Here is a 17,190-nt window from a genome sequence, read left to right on the forward strand (position 1 = left end):
TTATTGTGCACTTATATTGTATATTCAAGGGACCATCGCGTTCTATGGTCTTGGAAGTAGAGCGCTTGGATGAACCTAACGACAATCCTGAGCAACGTGTGGCGCGTTGGGATTTCTATAAGCGTAATGGTTTTAAGACTTCCAATGCCTTCTTGGAATATGAAGGTTTGAGCTTTGAGATTCTCTATCGTGGCGATCACTTTGACGAAAAAGCCTACAGAGACATATTCCACAAACTTTCAGGAAAATGCTTATTTTGATTTTAGTATCAAACATCGTCACTTGAGCGATTTATAAAGAATCTAGTTAAGCAGGTCTTAGTTGGCCTGTTTTTCATTTATTTTCAGGCTTTACCAATCGTTTTCAGATTAATTTGGAGTCCTATGCTATAATAGAAGTACTATGAAGAAAGTAATTTTACAGTATCTGGCAAGTGCCCTGGCTGTAATCCTCATACTTGGTCTTGTGGTTTTCAATCGACAGCGAAATCACTCTTTGGTAAAGAAGGTCAAAGACCCTGAGATTTCCTATATCTATCAGGATTCTTTGGAAAATATAGATAGACTGGCACTTAGTCAGGCTGGGGTTATCCAATCTTATCAACTCGATGCTTTGTCTGTTAGGAAGGAAGATGGGAAGATTTACCTCGTTCTCCATATCAATCATTCCTATGATATGCAGGTAAATCTTGTCCTAAAGGCAGATATCTACGGTGATTTATCTGTGGTTCAAGCGACGCCATCAAAGGCTTTAAAGCTGGCCTTGGAGGACGCGTCTTATCAAAAGCGATTGACCTTGATTTCACAAAAGGCAGATGCTATTATGGCTCGTGACCACTGGGATCAGGCCATTAAGCCAGCCTATGTGGCTCAGGTGAGAAGTAAGATGAAAAAGACTTCCTTGACCCAGCTAGACAAGGTTTTACAGGACATTGACCAAGAAAGTAAGGAAGTGGGCTCAGATACCTATACGGCCTTTTTCCAAGCTTCTCAACTCCCTAATCATGACAAGCTCAATTTGGTTATGAAGCACATGCAGGTTTATGTGGACAAGTACCAGTTCCTCCAGTTAGGGAAGTCAGGTTATAAATTTTCCAAGAAGTTAGAGCCAACTAGTCCTTTTTACAGTTACTTCCGTGAGGCTATTATGGAGACCTATCAGACGGATTTAGGGCTTGGGGTGGATGACTTAGGTATCAAGCTCCACCTTTTTAGGTCTTGGATTGATAAGCAGTCTATGGATTATATTAGGAGCAACTACAAGGGTAAGACAGACTTGGATAAGCTACTGGCCTACAGCAAGGACAAGAAGATTCATCTGGATTACACAACAGGTGCTTCCTACCATAATCGAAGCTTGGGAGACTTTACCTATCCGCAGAACATGAAAATTCAGCTACCTCAGACCAGTGTCATTGGCCCTTATGGAGTTAGCAATTCCCGTTTTATTGAGTTTATTGTCAATATGGATACGGGGAGGTTTGTTTCTGAGTGGAATGTCTACAAGAAAAGGAAAGACGGTAGCATCGACTCTAATCCTAAGCATTATAAGATTGAAGCTGGCGCTGACATTGCCGATACGGATTCTGCTAACTATGGGCTGTCTAAGGGCTTGAATGCTGACCTACCAGCCTATCTCAATAATAGCCATACCTATCTCGACGTTCGTCATCCTGCTGACAATGCGATTAGACGCAAGATGGTTAGGAAGTGGAAAAATCCCAAGAATGTCTTAAACGGTGGGCGCTATGCTGATATTGTTAAAAAAGGAGGCTTGAAAGACCTTGAAACATGGAGACAAGTTAAAGCTGAAGACCGGCTCCAGGTCTACAATGCTTACCTTGATTATATTCGCTCTCATCTTGTGCTTAATGGGTTTGACAGCTTTTACCAAGAAACCTACAAGCCCCAAGGTGGGGACAAAAAAGACTGAAACCCTTGATAGTGTTCTTGTCGCTAAAAATTTCTATCGTGTAAGGGATGCCTATGCCATCAAGCTCTACGGGCAGGATGAGGGGATGTCCTTTGATGTGTCTGGCCAAAGACTTTTTGGATCAAACATTGCTATTAAGGATGGCCTATTATATGGCTCAAGTCTTGGGGATTTAACCATTGAGGCTTATTTTCAAGGAGAGGTGTCCTACCTTTTAGAGGCTACCCAGAAGCTCCCAGTGGACAAAAATCGCATAAAAGCTAATCACTATAGTCAGGACATTGTTCTGAATAAGGTTTGGACTAGTCTGGAAGGCCAAGAAACCTCCAACAGTATCATCACTCAGTTTCAGGATAAGACTCTACTCAAGTTGCGGATTAGCTACAACAAAGAGTTTCTTCCCACAAAGATTCAAGGTTTCTACAATAGCCAAACCTTGAATGGCTGGCGGGACCTCTTTTACATAGATTATCCTTATAGTGATCAGGAAGCCTTCAATCAGGCTCAAGATGCCTATATACAACACATCCAGTACATGGAAACTCATCCTGAGGAAGAAGCAGGAGAGTTTGGTTAATAAAGCAAAATCACCTTTATCTCGAGATAAAGGTGATTTGTTTTGCGCCTAAGATTTAAGTTTTAGTTTTGATTTGTGGCAACTTCTGGAAAAAGCTTGTCTAAGATTTTAGGGGTGATAGCTTGTCCAGGTCCTTCAGCACAGTAGGTGTGCATATACATAGAAGGGTTAAAGTTGAGCTCGATGCAGGTGCAATGAGGGTTTTCCTTGCTAGCAGGTTGGGTTTCATCTGGAATAATGAGGTCAACCCCACAAGCCCAAGCGCCCATGCTAGTCGCCATAGCTGCAGCTAATTCTTGGTAAGAGGAATCCATGGTCTCAGTGACATCAATAGAGTCACCACCCGTAGAAATGTTAGAGTTACGACGTAGATTGACCTTTTTCCCTTCTGGGAGAATATCATCAGGGGTATAACCCTGTTGCGTTAACATCAGTTGTTCGATGTCTCCTAGCGCAATGATTTCAAGTGGTGAGCGGTGATCACGTCCTCGCAATGGATTGGCATTTTTCTGAGCGACCAATTCACGAATGGTGTGTTTGCCGTCACCGACAACATTGGCAGCGACACGAAGGAGGACAGCCTCACAACGTCCATCCAAGATAAAGAAACGGTATTCGGTTCCTGGGATAAATTCTTCAACAAGAACAGCTGTATCTTCTGCAAAGGCAATCTCTAGGGCTTTCTTATAGTTATCAAGGCTGGCAGGCTCTTGGAAAATGGAAATACCCAGACCGAAGTTGGTTGATTTTGGTTTAACCACAATTTGCTTGTCCTTGATAAGAGGATAGTAGGCTAGACCTTGTTCTAGACTGGTAAATTCGTCGCCTGCGGGAACAGGGAAACCAGCGTCAGCCAGGATTTTTTTTGTCACGGTTTTATTAGCCATGGCAAGAGGTACTACATAGTTGTCTTTTGAGGTCATGTTACCATTTTTGACGTACTCAACATGATCTTTATGCCAGAGTTTAAGGAATTGATCCTGCTCATCTAGGATTTCAAAATGGATTCCTTTTTGAATGGCATCAAAGAGTAGCATCTGAGTAGAAAGTTCCATCTCCTCATAACCCTTAAGAGCATAGTGGGCAGTCCAGTCATAATCATGATAGGCAAGAGCCTTGTCAAGGGCAAAGTCAGCAAGGGACTTGTCTTTGATATGAGGCAGAAGTTGAGCAGCTAGTGTCTGGCTAGGATCAGCAAAGGCATCTTTGACTTGTTTGACCAGACCTTGATGATAGTCACCAAGCCCAAAATGTTGCACCAGTTGGTCCAGAGCTGTCGTAATGTTCTGAGTTTCAGCTTCAGAAGGTAGAGAATCTAAAGGATGAGAGAGGGCAACTTTTTCATTCAGCGCGTGACCTTGAGCCAGAGCCTGATCGACATTTTCAGGGGCATCCATCCAAAGGAAGGCTAGCAGGAGTAGGTGTACGGTATCCATGGTAGTTTGGCTAATACCGATACGCTCAAAGGGGTTGAGGTCGAAGTTACGGAATTCCAGATAGGTAATTCCCTTGTCAAGGAAGGAACGATTAACCTTTTGTCCACGGAAACGAACAGCTGAGTAAAATTCTTTCTCCGCAATCAAATCTCCTTGTTCGATATAGTTTTCGATGGCAGAGACATAATCTTCTAGGCTTGCAAAAGATACTTGGATTTCTTCCTTATTGACATAACCATGGTCACTGTTACGGAAGGAACGCACGGGTTCTGGCACTTCTTGGTCGAAGAAACCTTGCTCAGCAACAGGTGCAGCACCAAAGAGATAGGTAATTACCCAACGGTAGCGCAAATAGTTCTGGGCCAGCTTAAGATAGAGGGCATTTTTGAAAGCAATCATATCAGTCTGGTCGCTTTCTTTGAATAGGACCTCAACCAAATCTTTCCCAAGTTCCATATTATAGTGGATACCTGAGATAGCTTGAAGTTTGGTTCCGTATTTTTCAGCCAAGTAGTTACGATAATGGCGTTCGAATTCATTTTCCAGTTGGGCAACTTGGATTTCTTGGGCCTTGATACGAGGTGGCATGGACAAGGGCCATAGAAGTTCATCTTTACTGATGGAACGTCCGGCTACATCGGTAATGGCTCCAAGAAAACGACGAGCCTCAGTGGTAGATTTAGCAACTGGTGTGATGAGCTCCATTTGAAACTCACAAAAATCTGTTTGAATATAAGGGTGGAAACTTCGAGCTCCTAGGCAAGAAGGGTGAGGCGTATGTGCTAATTTTCCCTGTCTATCGACACGAAGACTTTCGCGTTCAATTCCAAAGTTAGCTTGAAGGATAGGGCTGGTAGGCTCCAGCTTTTGAAGCAGTTGATTTATAGTCATAGAGTCACCTTTTCATCTAATGTTAGTGTTAGTCTATTATAAATAGGAACAGAAAACAAATTTCTGCTACGTTTGGCTATAATTTACGAACATTTATGATAAGTTTGTGAAAAATGAGCAGGTTTTAGAACGATATTTTTATCAAACATCGTAAAATGCTTACAAATGTTAGTGAAATGACATTGTACTTGCAATTTTACTCAATTTAACCTATACTAATGACATATATATGAGAACGAAAAAATCCCTAGGGTCTGCCCTCAGGGGCTTTTGTATGCTCTCAAAAGGGTATGACCGTTCTTTTATAGATAAATGATAAGCATAAGACTGTTAGTTTTAAGCTTTGCTCTGCCCAATAACGATGCTTTCGCCGTGATGATATTCCTATAACTGCAGAAGCAGTTATAGGAAGCGGAGTTATCGAGACTTTGGCTCGATAACTAGTCATGGAACGACTGAGTCGGTCGCTGACGTCCGCCATCACTTAAGAAAGCATCAAAAAAGAAAAATATCAAAAGAATAAAGAATAAAAAACGGAGGTAATTATGTTTCAAACCCTGATCGCCCAGATAAAGGAATACAAGAAACCCTCAATCCTAGCGTCCCTCTTCATGACGCTAGAAGTCATGTTTGAGATTTCCATTCCCTTTGTCATGGCCAATCTTTTGGACAAAGGTGTCCAGCAATCTAACATGTCTAACATTTGGCTCTATGGTGGCCTCATGTTGGTCTGTGCCTTCCTGTCGCTTTTCTGCGGTATGCAGTCGGCACGCTATGCGGCCTTTGCTTCTGCTGGATTTGCTAAGAATCTACGTCAGGCCATTTTCAAAAAGGTTCAAACCTTCTCTTTTGAAAATATCGATAAGTTCTCAGCTGGTGGTTTGGTAACACGTATGATGACTGATGTTACCAACGTGCAGAACTCTTACCAGATGATTATCCGCATCTGTGTACGTGCACCACTTAACCTGATTTTTGCCATTGCAGCAAGTTTCCTGATTAATGGTGAAATGGCTTGGATTTTCGTTGGTGTAACACTCTTCCTTGGTCTGGTTTTGGCTGTTATTACCAAAATCGTATACCCTCTTTTTACTCAAGTGTTTGAGGCTTATGACAACCTCAATAACAGTATCAAGGAAAATATCACTAACATGCGTGTGGTGAAATCCTACGTTAAAGAGCAGGAAGAGACAGATAAGTTCAAGAAAGCTTCACGCCGCATTTACAAGATGTTCATGCGTGCTATTCGTGTGGTTATCATGTCTAACCCAGCCATGATGTTGTCTATGTATGCGTCCTTTCTCATGATTTCCTGGTTTGGTGCTCATCTTATCGTTATCGGCAAGCTATCTACAGGTGAATTGACTTCCATGTTCAGTTACACCATGACTATCCTAATCTCACTTATGATGTTCATGATGATCTTTGTCATGTTGTCTATCTCTATGGCTTCTGTAGAGCGTATCAATGAAGTGCTCAACACTGATTCAACCATTGTTTCACCTGAAAATGGCTTGACAGAGGTCACAGATGGTTCTATCAGTTTTGAGCATGTGGATTTCTCATACACAGATGAAAATGGTGATAAGACCCATGTTCTCAAAGATATTACGCTTGATATTAAGTCTGGTGAAGTTATCGGTATTCTTGGTGGAACAGGTTCTGGTAAATCAAGCTTGGTTCAGCTCATTCCTCGTCTTTATGATGTGGAAGCCGGTCAAGTTAAGGTTGCAGGCCACGATGTTAAGGACTATGATTTGGATAGCTTGCGTAAGCAAGTTGCCATGGTGCTTCAAACCAACGTCCTTTTCTCAGGAACCATTAAGGAAAATATGCGTTGGGGAAATAAACAGGCGACAGATGAGGAAATCATTGAAGCTTGTAAGATTGCCCAAGCTGATGAATTTATCCAAGAGTTTAAGGATGGCTATGACACCAAGATTGAACGTGGTGGAGCCAATGTCTCAGGGGGACAACGTCAACGTCTCTGTATCGCACGTGCCCTCCTCATGAATCCAAAAATCTTGATTCTTGATGATTCAACATCAGCGGTTGATACTAAGACAGATAGTTTGATTCGTCAAGGTTTGGCATCAAGTCTTAAGGACACCACTAAGATTATCATCGGTCAACGTATTTCATCCATCCAAGATGCAGACCGCATCGTTGTTATGGATGATGGCCGAATCGATGCCATTGGTACTCACGATGAATTGGTGGCTAACAATGCCATTTATCGTGACGTCTACAAGATGCAAACACAAGGGAAAGGAGTAGCAGATGCAAAATAAGAAAAAAGCTAACTGGGGCTCTTTAGCAAGACTTTTGCGCTTTTTGTGGCAAGACTATAAACTTTCACTTTCTATCGCCTTTATACTCATTGTTGTTGCTTCTTTGGCAACGGTCAATTTGACGGCTTCTATTCAGTCCTTGGTTGACGTTTACGTTCAGCCCATGCTCAAATCTGGTAGCCATGACTTTGGTCCTCTTTTACATTTCTTGACTTCAGTGGCTGTGTTCTGTCTTATCGGTGTGATTGCCAACTATGTGTCATCACTCCTCATGGCGACGATTTCGCAAGATTCTCTGCGTTCCCTTCGTAATCAGCTCTTTGCTCGTATGCAAAAGCTGCCCGTTCGCTACTTTGATACTCACCAACACGGTGACATCATGTCTATCTACACCAACGACATCGATGCCCTTCGTCAGGCTGTTGAGCAGTCTATTCCACAGTTGCTACAAACAACTATTACCCTTATCGGTGTGACTGTGACCATGCTTACGGTTAGTCCTCTCCTCTTTATCGTGGTCCTAGTTATGGTAGGTATCATGTTTATGGTCATCAAAAATGTATCAGCTAAATCAGGCCGTTACTTTGGTGAACAACAAAAGAATTTGGGGATTGAAAATGGCTTCATTGAAGAAATGATGTCAGGTCAAAAAGTGGTCAAGGCCTTTGTCCACGAAGAAGAAAGCATGGCTGATTTTGACAAGATTAACGAGCAACTTTTTGAATCTTCTTACTTGGCTAATCGCTATGCCAATGTTCTCATGCCAATTCTTGGGAACTTAGGAAATGTTTCCTTTGTTTTGACTGCCTTGGTTGGTGGACTCTTTGCCCTTAATGGTGTCGGTGGTTTGACTATCGGTGGTCTCATGGCCTTCCTACAATTGAACCGTTCTTTCAACGGACCTATTACTCAGGTCTCTCAACAACTGAATTTTGTTCTTATGGCACTTGCCGGTGCTGACCGTATCTTTGACCTTCTGGACGAACCAGAGGAAGTTGACCAAGGTAAGGTCACTTTGGTCAATTACGAACTGGTAGATGATCAGATGGTTGTGACAGACAAGAAAACCAATCTCTGGGCTTGGAAACACCCACGTCCAAATGGTGACTACGAATTGGTCGAGTTGGTCGGAAATGTGGTCTTTCAAGACGTTGATTTCTCTTACGATGGTAAGAAACAAATCCTTCATGACGTTAACCTCTATGCAGACAAGGGGCAAAAGGTAGCCTTTGTGGGTGCGACAGGTGCTGGTAAGACGACGATTACCAACTTGATTAACCGTTTCTACGATATCCAATCTGGTGTGATTACTTATGATGGTATTGATGTCAAGCTGATTGAGAAAGATTCTCTTCGTCGCTCACTTGGTATCGTGCTTCAAGATACCCATCTCTTCACAGGGACTATCGCTGAAAATATTGCCTATGGCCGTGCCGATGCGACACGCGAGGAAATTCTTGAAGCTGCCCGTATTGCTAACGTGGATTCCTTTGTGCAACATTTGGACAATGGTTATGACACTGTTCTTACAGATGATGGTGCAGGCTTGTCTAACGGACAACGTCAGCTTATCGCCATTGCGCGTGCTGCCCTTGCCAATGCACCGGTTCTTATCCTTGACGAGGCGACATCCTCTATTGACTCTCGTACTGAAAAAATGGTACAAGAGGGGATGGACCGACTTATGGAAGGACGTACGGTCTTCGTTATTGCCCACCGTCTTTCAACCATTGTCAACTCTGACGTTATCATGGTTATGGACCACGGACGAATCATTGAACGTGGTGACCACGACAGCCTTATGGAACAAGGTGGTACCTACTACCGACTTTATACCGGTGGTCTGGAAATTGATTAAGACTAAAAAAACTCAGGTTTTGCCTGAGTTTTTTTGCATCTGAAGAAAAGGTTTCTTTTGAGACTTTTCTTGCAAAAACGATAGATTTGAGATCTTAAATCTCAACTTCTTCTAAACCTTGTGAGTCTAGACGATAGATCTTTTGGCAGACTTGTCTGAGGTAGTTGACATCATGCGATACCGTCAGAATTGCCCCTGGATAGTTCTCGAAGAGCTGTCGGACTTGGGGTTGCGAGGTGGGCGAAAAATTTCTGGTTGGTTCATCTAAGATAAGGAGCTGAGGGCTTTCTAAGACCAGGTGCAGCAGGAGTAGTTTTCCTTTCTGTCCTCCAGATAAATCAGAGATTGCATGGTTCATTTCATCATGACTAAAGTTGAGGTAAGCGAGATGGGAGCTTATAACTTCTCGTTCAGACTTGTCGCCAGTCTTACTCAAAAACGCTATTGGAGACAAATCCAGTGGCAAGATAGTGTCATAACGTTGAGGCATGTAGCCAATAGTCAGGTCTGTCTTCTGACTAAGTTTTTGGTAGAGATAGTGTAAGAGAGTGGATTTACCGCAGCCGTTATCTCCCACAATACCAATTTTTTCCTGGCCTTTCAAAGAGAGTTTGAGATGGTCAATGGTCAGGTGAGGAGCTATGTTTATCTGCTTTTCATCTAGATTTAAGAGATATTTTCCTTGAGGTAGAGGGTCGATATGAGAGAAGAATAGTTCAATGCTATCTTCTTTTTCAGGCATCTGTGTCATGTCTTGGGCAAGGCGGTCGTAGCGTTTTTCTTGTGAGAGGACTGCTTTCATCTTTTTAGCAACCAATCGTCCTTGTGTACTATCATGCGTATTGCGTAGGGTGGTTTGGACATTTTGTTTGATACGGCGATGCTTAGCCATGGCTTTGTCATAGGCTTTTTTCTCGGTTTTCGCTTGCTGCATCTGTTGTTGGTAGCTATCAGTGCGTTGTTGGCTATAGTTATCATAGTCGAGGTGCTCCACACTGGTCCTCGCCTGTCGACGACGTTTAAGGAGTTCCAGATGGATAATGGTATCCGCTGTCTGGCTTAGTAGGTCCTCGTCATGTGAGATATAGACAATCGTTTTATCAGAGTGCTTGATAAAGTCTTTTAACCAAGTCATAGTAGTCAAGTCCATATCGTTTGAGGGCTCATCAAGAAAAATGACGTCGTGGGGACGAGCTAATTCTCGGATGAGTTGAATTTTGAGTTTCTCACCACCTGATAGAGTGGAGATAAGCTGACTACTAGCAAAACGCTCACTATCAAAATGAAGTTCATCAGCCAGACGATAGAGGGTGGCATAGTCTAGGTCATAAGTGTCCGCAAAGAAGTAGTCGTTAAGGGTTAGAGATTGCAAGCTATCCGAAATCTGTTGGGGAATATAGACCTGTGGGCTATCTGTTTTGTTAATAGTTCCCTCGTAAGATAGATGCTCAAAATGTGCTTTTGGATTGACCAGAAGGACAAGGAGACTAGATTTTCCATTGCCTTCCTCCCCAATGATGGCGACTTTTTCGCCTAGAGCTATCGTTAGATTTAGATCATGAACGAGTTCACGCAAATCCTTGGTATGTGTTATGGTTAGGTGTTGAATCTGTATCATAGGACCTCCTAGGTCAGAGTATTTGTCGATATTGTTTCATGGGAAGTAGGCTTTTACTTCAAACAATATCAAAGGTCAAAAAACAGTCCTACCTTATAAGATAGAACTGTCTTGAATCTAGCTAAAAAGCTCTCTAGGAGATAGTGATGGAGTGGACGCAAAAAAACGCAGTTACCATCAACAAGTTTTCTACAGAAAAAGAGCGCAAAAAAGACATGAAAACAATCTATCAAATAAAGCAGGTTTATTGTGAATAGACTTAGTTGTTCATGTCTCCATTTACCTCCGAATGTTACTTGTCTTGATTTTACGCTGTCTAACGGATTTTGTCAAATGAAAATCAAAAATCAAGCCCTCTTAGACCGTCGATGCACCTTATCAACAGTCTCCACCTATGCTATGAGAGAAATAGGACAGTTCTACCTTATTATAGAAAATAAGTTTATATAAAGTTATAAAGAAGCTGAAGTTAATTTTACTCTTGAAATTAGCTGAAAAAGCAGATGTTGAAGATTATTCAAACCAGTAAGGTCTAAGCCTTTCTATACTTAATGATTAAGGTTACTTACAAACGTTATTTGCTACAAAAAAATAAAATCCAAACATTGAATAAATGAACATTCTGGCTGACTCGAACAATTTGGAGCATGGCCAATCTTTTTAGTGTCTAATATTTGTGATGTACTTTTTGCTGTCTGATAGACTTCTTGGACTTCAATTAGTAAATGCGTCAAGATATGATTGTAGTGTTTGAAAAACAAAAAAATAAATTTACTTACTTTTTAACATGCGGATATGATAGGTTAATTTTTTGCTTCAACAAGAAGAAATATTAAAGCATAAATGAGAATATCAGCCATTTAAACTAGTTTTATTTTCTCAGGAGTTTAGAATGATAACATGTTCAAGACGATTAGGTTAAAAATGAAAGTGAATTTTATATTTTCATAGAAACTGGTAAATACGCCATAATAAAGAGTTTTGACATATTTTAGATAGAATTCAGGAAGTAAAAACAATAAAATTGTCAGACAACTAATGTTTTTTTAAAAAAGTGAGATTAAAACCTTGACTGTAAATTGTCAGAATGTTAGAATATGGAGTGAATCATGACTATGAGAAAACTGACTTATAATCATGTGACCTATAACTAACTATCTTTTAGAGGGAGATTTTTAATGAAAGACTTTTTTAATAGACGCCAACGCTTTTCATTGCGTAAATATTCGTTTGGTGTCGCTTCAGTCTTGCTAGGAACAGCACTTTTTGCTGCTCATAGTGCACAGGCAGATGAAGTAGGGACTCCAACTGTATCGGCGGGTAATCCGGGCACATCAGTAGCAGGAGAAAGTTCAAGTAGTTTAGTCAATACTACGACAACAGCACCCCAATCAAATCCAGCAGCTAGCGTGACTTCCCCATCCGCTTCTGCAACATCTACGTCAACAGTTGCTTTGGTATCACCAGCTTCTGAAGTAGCAAGTGCTTCAACAACAGAAACAACGTCTATAGCTACAGCACCAGCGACAACAGCAACGGCTGCAGCTACTGCTAGCTCAACTCCAACAGCTGCGGGTACTACATCTGTAGGTTCAGCAACTTCTTCTTCAACAGGTGCAACTAGCACATCAGCTGTAACTCCAACAGCGGTACAACCTACAGTGGCACAGCCGGTTGCTCCAACAACACAACCGACGGCTACAACACAACCTGTATCAGCGCCTACAGCTACTCAGCCAGTCGCTTCAACACAGCCTACATCGGCATCAGTGGCACAACCTGCAACGACAACTTTGACAACGTCAACACCAAGTCCAACGTCTGCTGCGAATACAGCAGCCTTGACAACAATGTTGACGGCGAACCCAATGTCCGCTGCAGGAACTGCAACAGAAGTACGTAGTCGTAGCAGTCGTAGACGTCGTTCGCTTGATAATCCAGAATCAACAAGTCATACAACTGGTGCAGCAACAGCGACACCAACTATGAGTGATCCTAACGGAGCAACGATTACTAACCGTCCTCTTGTTGTACCTACGCCAAAAGATCCAAATGATCATATTACAGCTGGTATTAACTACCAATTGAATCCAAATACTTCTCAGTATACTTATCTCGTTACTGATTTGATGGGATTCAATAAAGCATACAACACGAAGTACTATTATCGTATGTCTAAACCATACGACAACTCTACAAATGTAACCATTGAGTTGGTAGATGGTGCTACAAACACTGTTAAAGAAACAAAACAAATCAATGGTGCTGGTACTGTTAACTTAGGTCAAGCTACACTTGCTCCTATTTCTGGGGCTAAGCAGGCCTATATTGAGTTCCGTTTTGAAAATATTGTGGATGCAGATAAGACAAACCGTCCAGCTCTACGTGCAACTTGGAAATACAATGGTAGTGCTACTGATTTTGATGGCCAACGTTCGGCTATTCAAATCTATGATGTAGTTAATCCTGCTAACGAAGGTACTACAATCACGGATCCACAATACTACATTCCACGTCTAACTCATAAAACAACGTATTATAAAGTTGTTGATAAAAATGCATCAACTTATGATATGAATCGTCTTGTCGGTAAATTTGTTCAAGATACAAATGGGAACTATATTAAAAACTCATCTACTGCGGGTGATTATAAACTTGTAAATAAAGATGGTACACCAGATGTTGGTACACAGTCATATAGAGAAACTGGAAACGAAGAAAGTCTTGGTAGCTTTACTCTAACTGCTATGGAGGGACAGGATTTCCATGCCTCAGCCCTTCGTGCTTTTGAAGGTTACAGTCTTTATCAAACAGCGGATCCTCGCTCACTTGTAGATGTGCTTAAAAAGCCTTATCAAGTAGGTCAACGTTGGTTTGACGTCGCCAATGCAGAGGGTGCTGTTAAACGTATTAAGGAAGTTGTCAAAGAGGATGGTACCGTCCGTATCGAAATGTGGGCCATTAAGTCTGATAGCTTAAACAAGATTGCTAAAGACGTAAATACTGATGGATATGTAAAAGTTTACGAGACAGTCATTCGTCCGGGAAGCAATAACAAAATTGACCATCCAGAAGATCTTGGTAAGAACCCTACCATTGATGATGCTGGTTGGAATAGAGATAATAATACGCCAAGCTATCCAGGTCTTAAACCTGAGTATAGAGATAAGCTTGTTAAGGGGCAACCTTTTGCTATTTTCTCAGATAAACAAAACACTAACTATAAGGGTGACTTAGAGTTTGCTAGAGGTTCAGGCGCAGACTTTATTTATAAACGTCCAGATGGCACTTTCTATCGAATGTCCTGGGCTGGGAATGTAGCACAAAATAATGTTGAAGTTAAAGAAAATCCTGTAAGTGCTACTGAGGCTGCTCAATATAGTCCACGTTATTCTTCTGCAGGTGAGTTTTATGTAAACCGTGGTAGCTCGGATACGTCCTATACGATTAATGGTGTTCCAGTTGCTTCAGGTAACATTTTCCGTTTGGAAAACAAATTGTCACCTAGCTATGAAACGGTTTACTATTATGTAAAAAACGAACCTATTGATATTGAACTTAAGCTAAAGAAAGTCCTAAAGAGTCTTAATACGACAGTACAACCTGAATTGAAAAAGGGAGCCTTCTCCTTTAATATAACAAATGTTGCGGCAGATCCTGCTAATCCACTCGAAAAAGATGGACCGGCTATTAATGCGACAGTAACAAACAAGGAAGATGGTTCTATTCCCTTCACTCAAAAAATAACACAAGCTGATGGTGCTGAAAAAGAAGTATCTCTTATCCAATTAGACAAAGTTGGTATCTATAAATATCGTATTACAGAAGTAGCTGGTTCTGATACTGAAGTTGACTATGATGAAATGAGCGTTACTGCAACCGTTACAGTTACAGAAAAGAAAGACGCTTCTGGCAACTACTTGGGTGAGTATGAATATACTGTTACGTACACTTCAGAAAAGGGTCAAGATGACAAAGGAAAAGAAACAGGCACTAATGTTTCAGCAACAAATCCAAAAGAAAAAACCGGTACTGATACTGAATTCAACAACTTTGTCGTAGCTCCGGTAAACGTTGAATTTGATTTCACAAAGAAATTATCTGGTCGTAATCTAAAAGCAAATGAGTTTACTTTTAATCTTTTGAATGAAGCAGGTACAGTAGTTGGGACTGCAAAAAATGATGCGAACGGTAATATTAAATTCACGGGCATTAAATACAAGGTTAGTGATCTTGGAACAAATTCTGCAGGAAAGCGAAATGACAGCAAGACCTTTAACTACACTGTAAAAGAGGTTGTGCCAACAACAGCCGAAGCTGGTATGTCTTATGACCAAATGGAAGCGAAAGTAGCTGTTACAGTTACTAAGACAGGTCATACTTTGACAACTGCTACAACTTACTCATCAGTTAATGGTATTGATGCTAATGGTAACCCAACGACGGGTGTAGATAAAGAATTTAACAATACCTTCACACCGAACCCAGTAAAAGTAAACCTTGAGTTCGATAAGTCTCTTTCAAATGGTACGCTTAATGCTGGTGATTTCAGCTTTAAATTGACTGGTGACGGTAATGTTAATGAAACGGTAACAAATAAAGCTAATGGTAAGATTAACTTTAGTACGTTGTCATTTGATAAAGCTGGTGTCTATAACTACACTGTAAAAGAAGTAGCTGGAACAAACTCAGATGTTGATTATGATGCGATGACAATCAATGTTAAGGTTACTGTAACAAAAGATGCCAATACGGGTCTATTGTCAGCAAGTACGGTGATGACTTCATCAGGTGGTGAAGCAACAGATGCCAATGACAGAGTCTTCAACAATTTTGTCGTTCCTGCAATTCCAATCAGAGTAGATTTCAAAAAAGCCTTGGTGGGTCGTTCCCTTAAAGCTAATGAATTTACATTTGAAATGAAGGATTCAGCTGGTACAGTCGTTGCTACTGGTACCAATGATGCGAATGGTGTGGTAACCTTTAATCAACTTCCAAAAGTGAAAAATGCTCAAGTTGGTCAAACAATTAAGTATTATGTCAGTGAAAAAGTTCCTTCAAACAAGGAATTTGGTGTCACATATGATAGTATGGTTGCTGAGGTTTCTGTGACTGTTTCTAAGAATGCAGACCACACTTTGAAACCAACGGTAACTTATCCAGGAGGAGACACAGAGTTTAACAACACCGTCACTCCTCCAACAACGCCTGACTTCCAACCAGAAAAATTCATTGTTAACAAAAAGGAATACGACATCACTGGTAACAAGTTGATGGATGATGATGACGAGTTGGCAGATGAGTATGTAGATACAAATGCTAACCCATATGTGGATGGCACAACCAACAATGAACCTGAAAACTTGAATACCAAGACAGTTAAGAAGGGCGATAAGATTGTCTACCAAGTATGGTTGGATACAACAAAATTGAAAGCAAGTGACAATATTCAAGCTGTTGGTATTTCAGATAAATATGAAGCTGACAAACTGGAGATCAATGTTGCAGATATCAAAGCTTACGATTCAGTAACTGGTGCAGATGTGACCTCTAAGTTTGTCATCACAGTAAACAACGGAGAAATCACTGCAACTTCTAAAGACGAATTTATCAAAGATAAAGTTATCGACACAACTAAGTTCGAGTTTGGCCGTTACTACAAATTTGATATTCCTGCTACAGTCAAGATGACGACTCCAAATGGTGTTGATATCGAAAATACGGCAAATCAAATTGTTCACCAGTACGATCCGACAAAAAGAGATATCACTAAGCCAGAAAAACCAACACAAAAACGTGTCGTAAATCTTCCAATCTCACTTCCTCTTAACTTCACTAAGAGACTTGATGGTCGTCAGCTTCAGGCTAATGAATTTACTTTTGAACTCCGAAAAGATGGCGTTAAGGTTGCTGATGCCCAAAATGATGCACCAAATGCCAATGGTGTTGCCAAGATTAACTTTAAAGCACTTCAGTTCACCCATGCTGATCTTGGAAAAACTTATACTTATACAGTAAATGAAGTTGCGGGTTCAGATGCAACGGTGACATACGATACCATGGTTGCGACGATTACAGTCACTATCCAAAAAGATGGTACGGCTAAAGCTATCGTTGCACACTTGGACCAAGATGCATCGGATAAAGAGTTTAACAATACGGTGAAACCACCTGAAGAACCTAAGTTCAATCCAGAAAAATACGTTGTTTCTACAGAAAAATTCGATATCACAGGCGACAAGTTGCTTGACGATGATTCTGAATTGGCAGACAAGTATGGTGATACAAACGTTAATCCATATGCGGATGGTACAGCTAACAATGAACCAGAAAACTTGAATACGAAGACAGTGAAACCAGGCTCTAAATTGGTTTACCAAGTATGGTTGGATACAACACAATTTAGCGCAACCAACACTGAAAATATTCAAACAGTCGGCATCACAGATAACTATGATGAAGCTAAATTGGATGTGAACTCAATCAAGGTTTACGATAGTGTGACTGGTGCAGATGTTACTTCTAAGTTTGATATTGCAAATACTGGTGGCGTGATCACAGCGACCCTTAAAGCTGGCTTCACGAAA

At 41.0% G+C, this 17,190-nt stretch carries 7 protein-coding genes and 1 pseudogene; 6 read left to right on the forward strand and 2 right to left on the reverse strand.

The features are described from left to right. From HMPREF2571_RS09485 to HMPREF2571_RS09495, 3 genes and pseudogenes are all read left to right on the forward strand, one after another. Window positions 1–297: pseudogene (locus HMPREF2571_RS09485) on the forward strand (N-acetyltransferase); the annotation flags it as partial. A 105-nt stretch (window positions 298–402) separates the two neighbouring features. Beyond that, entirely contained in the window at window positions 403–1,932 is a 1,530-nt protein-coding gene (locus tag HMPREF2571_RS09490) for a DUF1310 family protein (protein ID WP_002886875.1), read from the forward strand. After that, window positions 1,913–2,509 carry a hypothetical protein gene (locus HMPREF2571_RS09495; RefSeq protein ID WP_002886876.1) on the forward strand — a complete coding sequence of 199 codons (597 nt, stop codon included), beginning with the start codon at window positions 1,913–1,915 and terminating at the stop codon, window positions 2,507–2,509. Before HMPREF2571_RS09490 ends, HMPREF2571_RS09495 begins: the two co-directional genes overlap by 20 nt. Before the next feature lie 62 nt (window positions 2,510–2,571). On the opposite strand, the gene gshAB is transcribed toward HMPREF2571_RS09495, so the two are convergent. Beyond that, the gene (gshAB, locus tag HMPREF2571_RS09500) at window positions 2,572–4,836 is read right to left on the reverse strand and encodes a bifunctional glutamate--cysteine ligase GshA/glutathione synthetase GshB (protein ID WP_070848005.1); all 2,265 of its coding nucleotides are present in this window, start codon (window positions 4,834–4,836) and stop codon (window positions 2,572–2,574) included. A 545-nt stretch (window positions 4,837–5,381) separates the two neighbouring features. Here gshAB and HMPREF2571_RS09505 point away from each other — a divergent pair. Then, the gene (locus tag HMPREF2571_RS09505) at window positions 5,382–7,127 is read left to right on the forward strand and encodes an ABC transporter ATP-binding protein (protein WP_070848008.1); all 1,746 of its coding nucleotides are present in this window, start codon (window positions 5,382–5,384) and stop codon (window positions 7,125–7,127) included. After that, a complete protein-coding gene (locus HMPREF2571_RS09510) occupies window positions 7,117–8,985 on the forward strand; it encodes an ABC transporter ATP-binding protein (protein ID WP_014632841.1) in 1,869 nt (622 codons plus the stop codon). Before HMPREF2571_RS09505 ends, HMPREF2571_RS09510 begins: the two co-directional genes overlap by 11 nt. Window positions 8,986–9,079: 94 nt before the next feature. Here the strand turns inward: HMPREF2571_RS09510 and HMPREF2571_RS09515 are convergent, their stop codons facing one another. Further along, window positions 9,080–10,603 carry an ATP-binding cassette domain-containing protein gene (locus HMPREF2571_RS09515; RefSeq protein WP_070848011.1) on the reverse strand — a complete coding sequence of 508 codons (1,524 nt, stop codon included), beginning with the start codon at window positions 10,601–10,603 and terminating at the stop codon, window positions 9,080–9,082. A 1,178-nt stretch (window positions 10,604–11,781) separates the two neighbouring features. Here HMPREF2571_RS09515 and HMPREF2571_RS09520 point away from each other — a divergent pair. After that, a partial coding sequence (locus HMPREF2571_RS09520) for a Spy0128 family protein (RefSeq protein ID WP_141760082.1) occupies window positions 11,782–17,190 on the forward strand: 5,409 nt, incomplete at its 3' end.

The organism is Streptococcus sp. HMSC068F04 (assembly GCF_001837455.1).
Taxonomy (GTDB): domain Bacteria; phylum Bacillota; class Bacilli; order Lactobacillales; family Streptococcaceae; genus Streptococcus; species Streptococcus salivarius_D.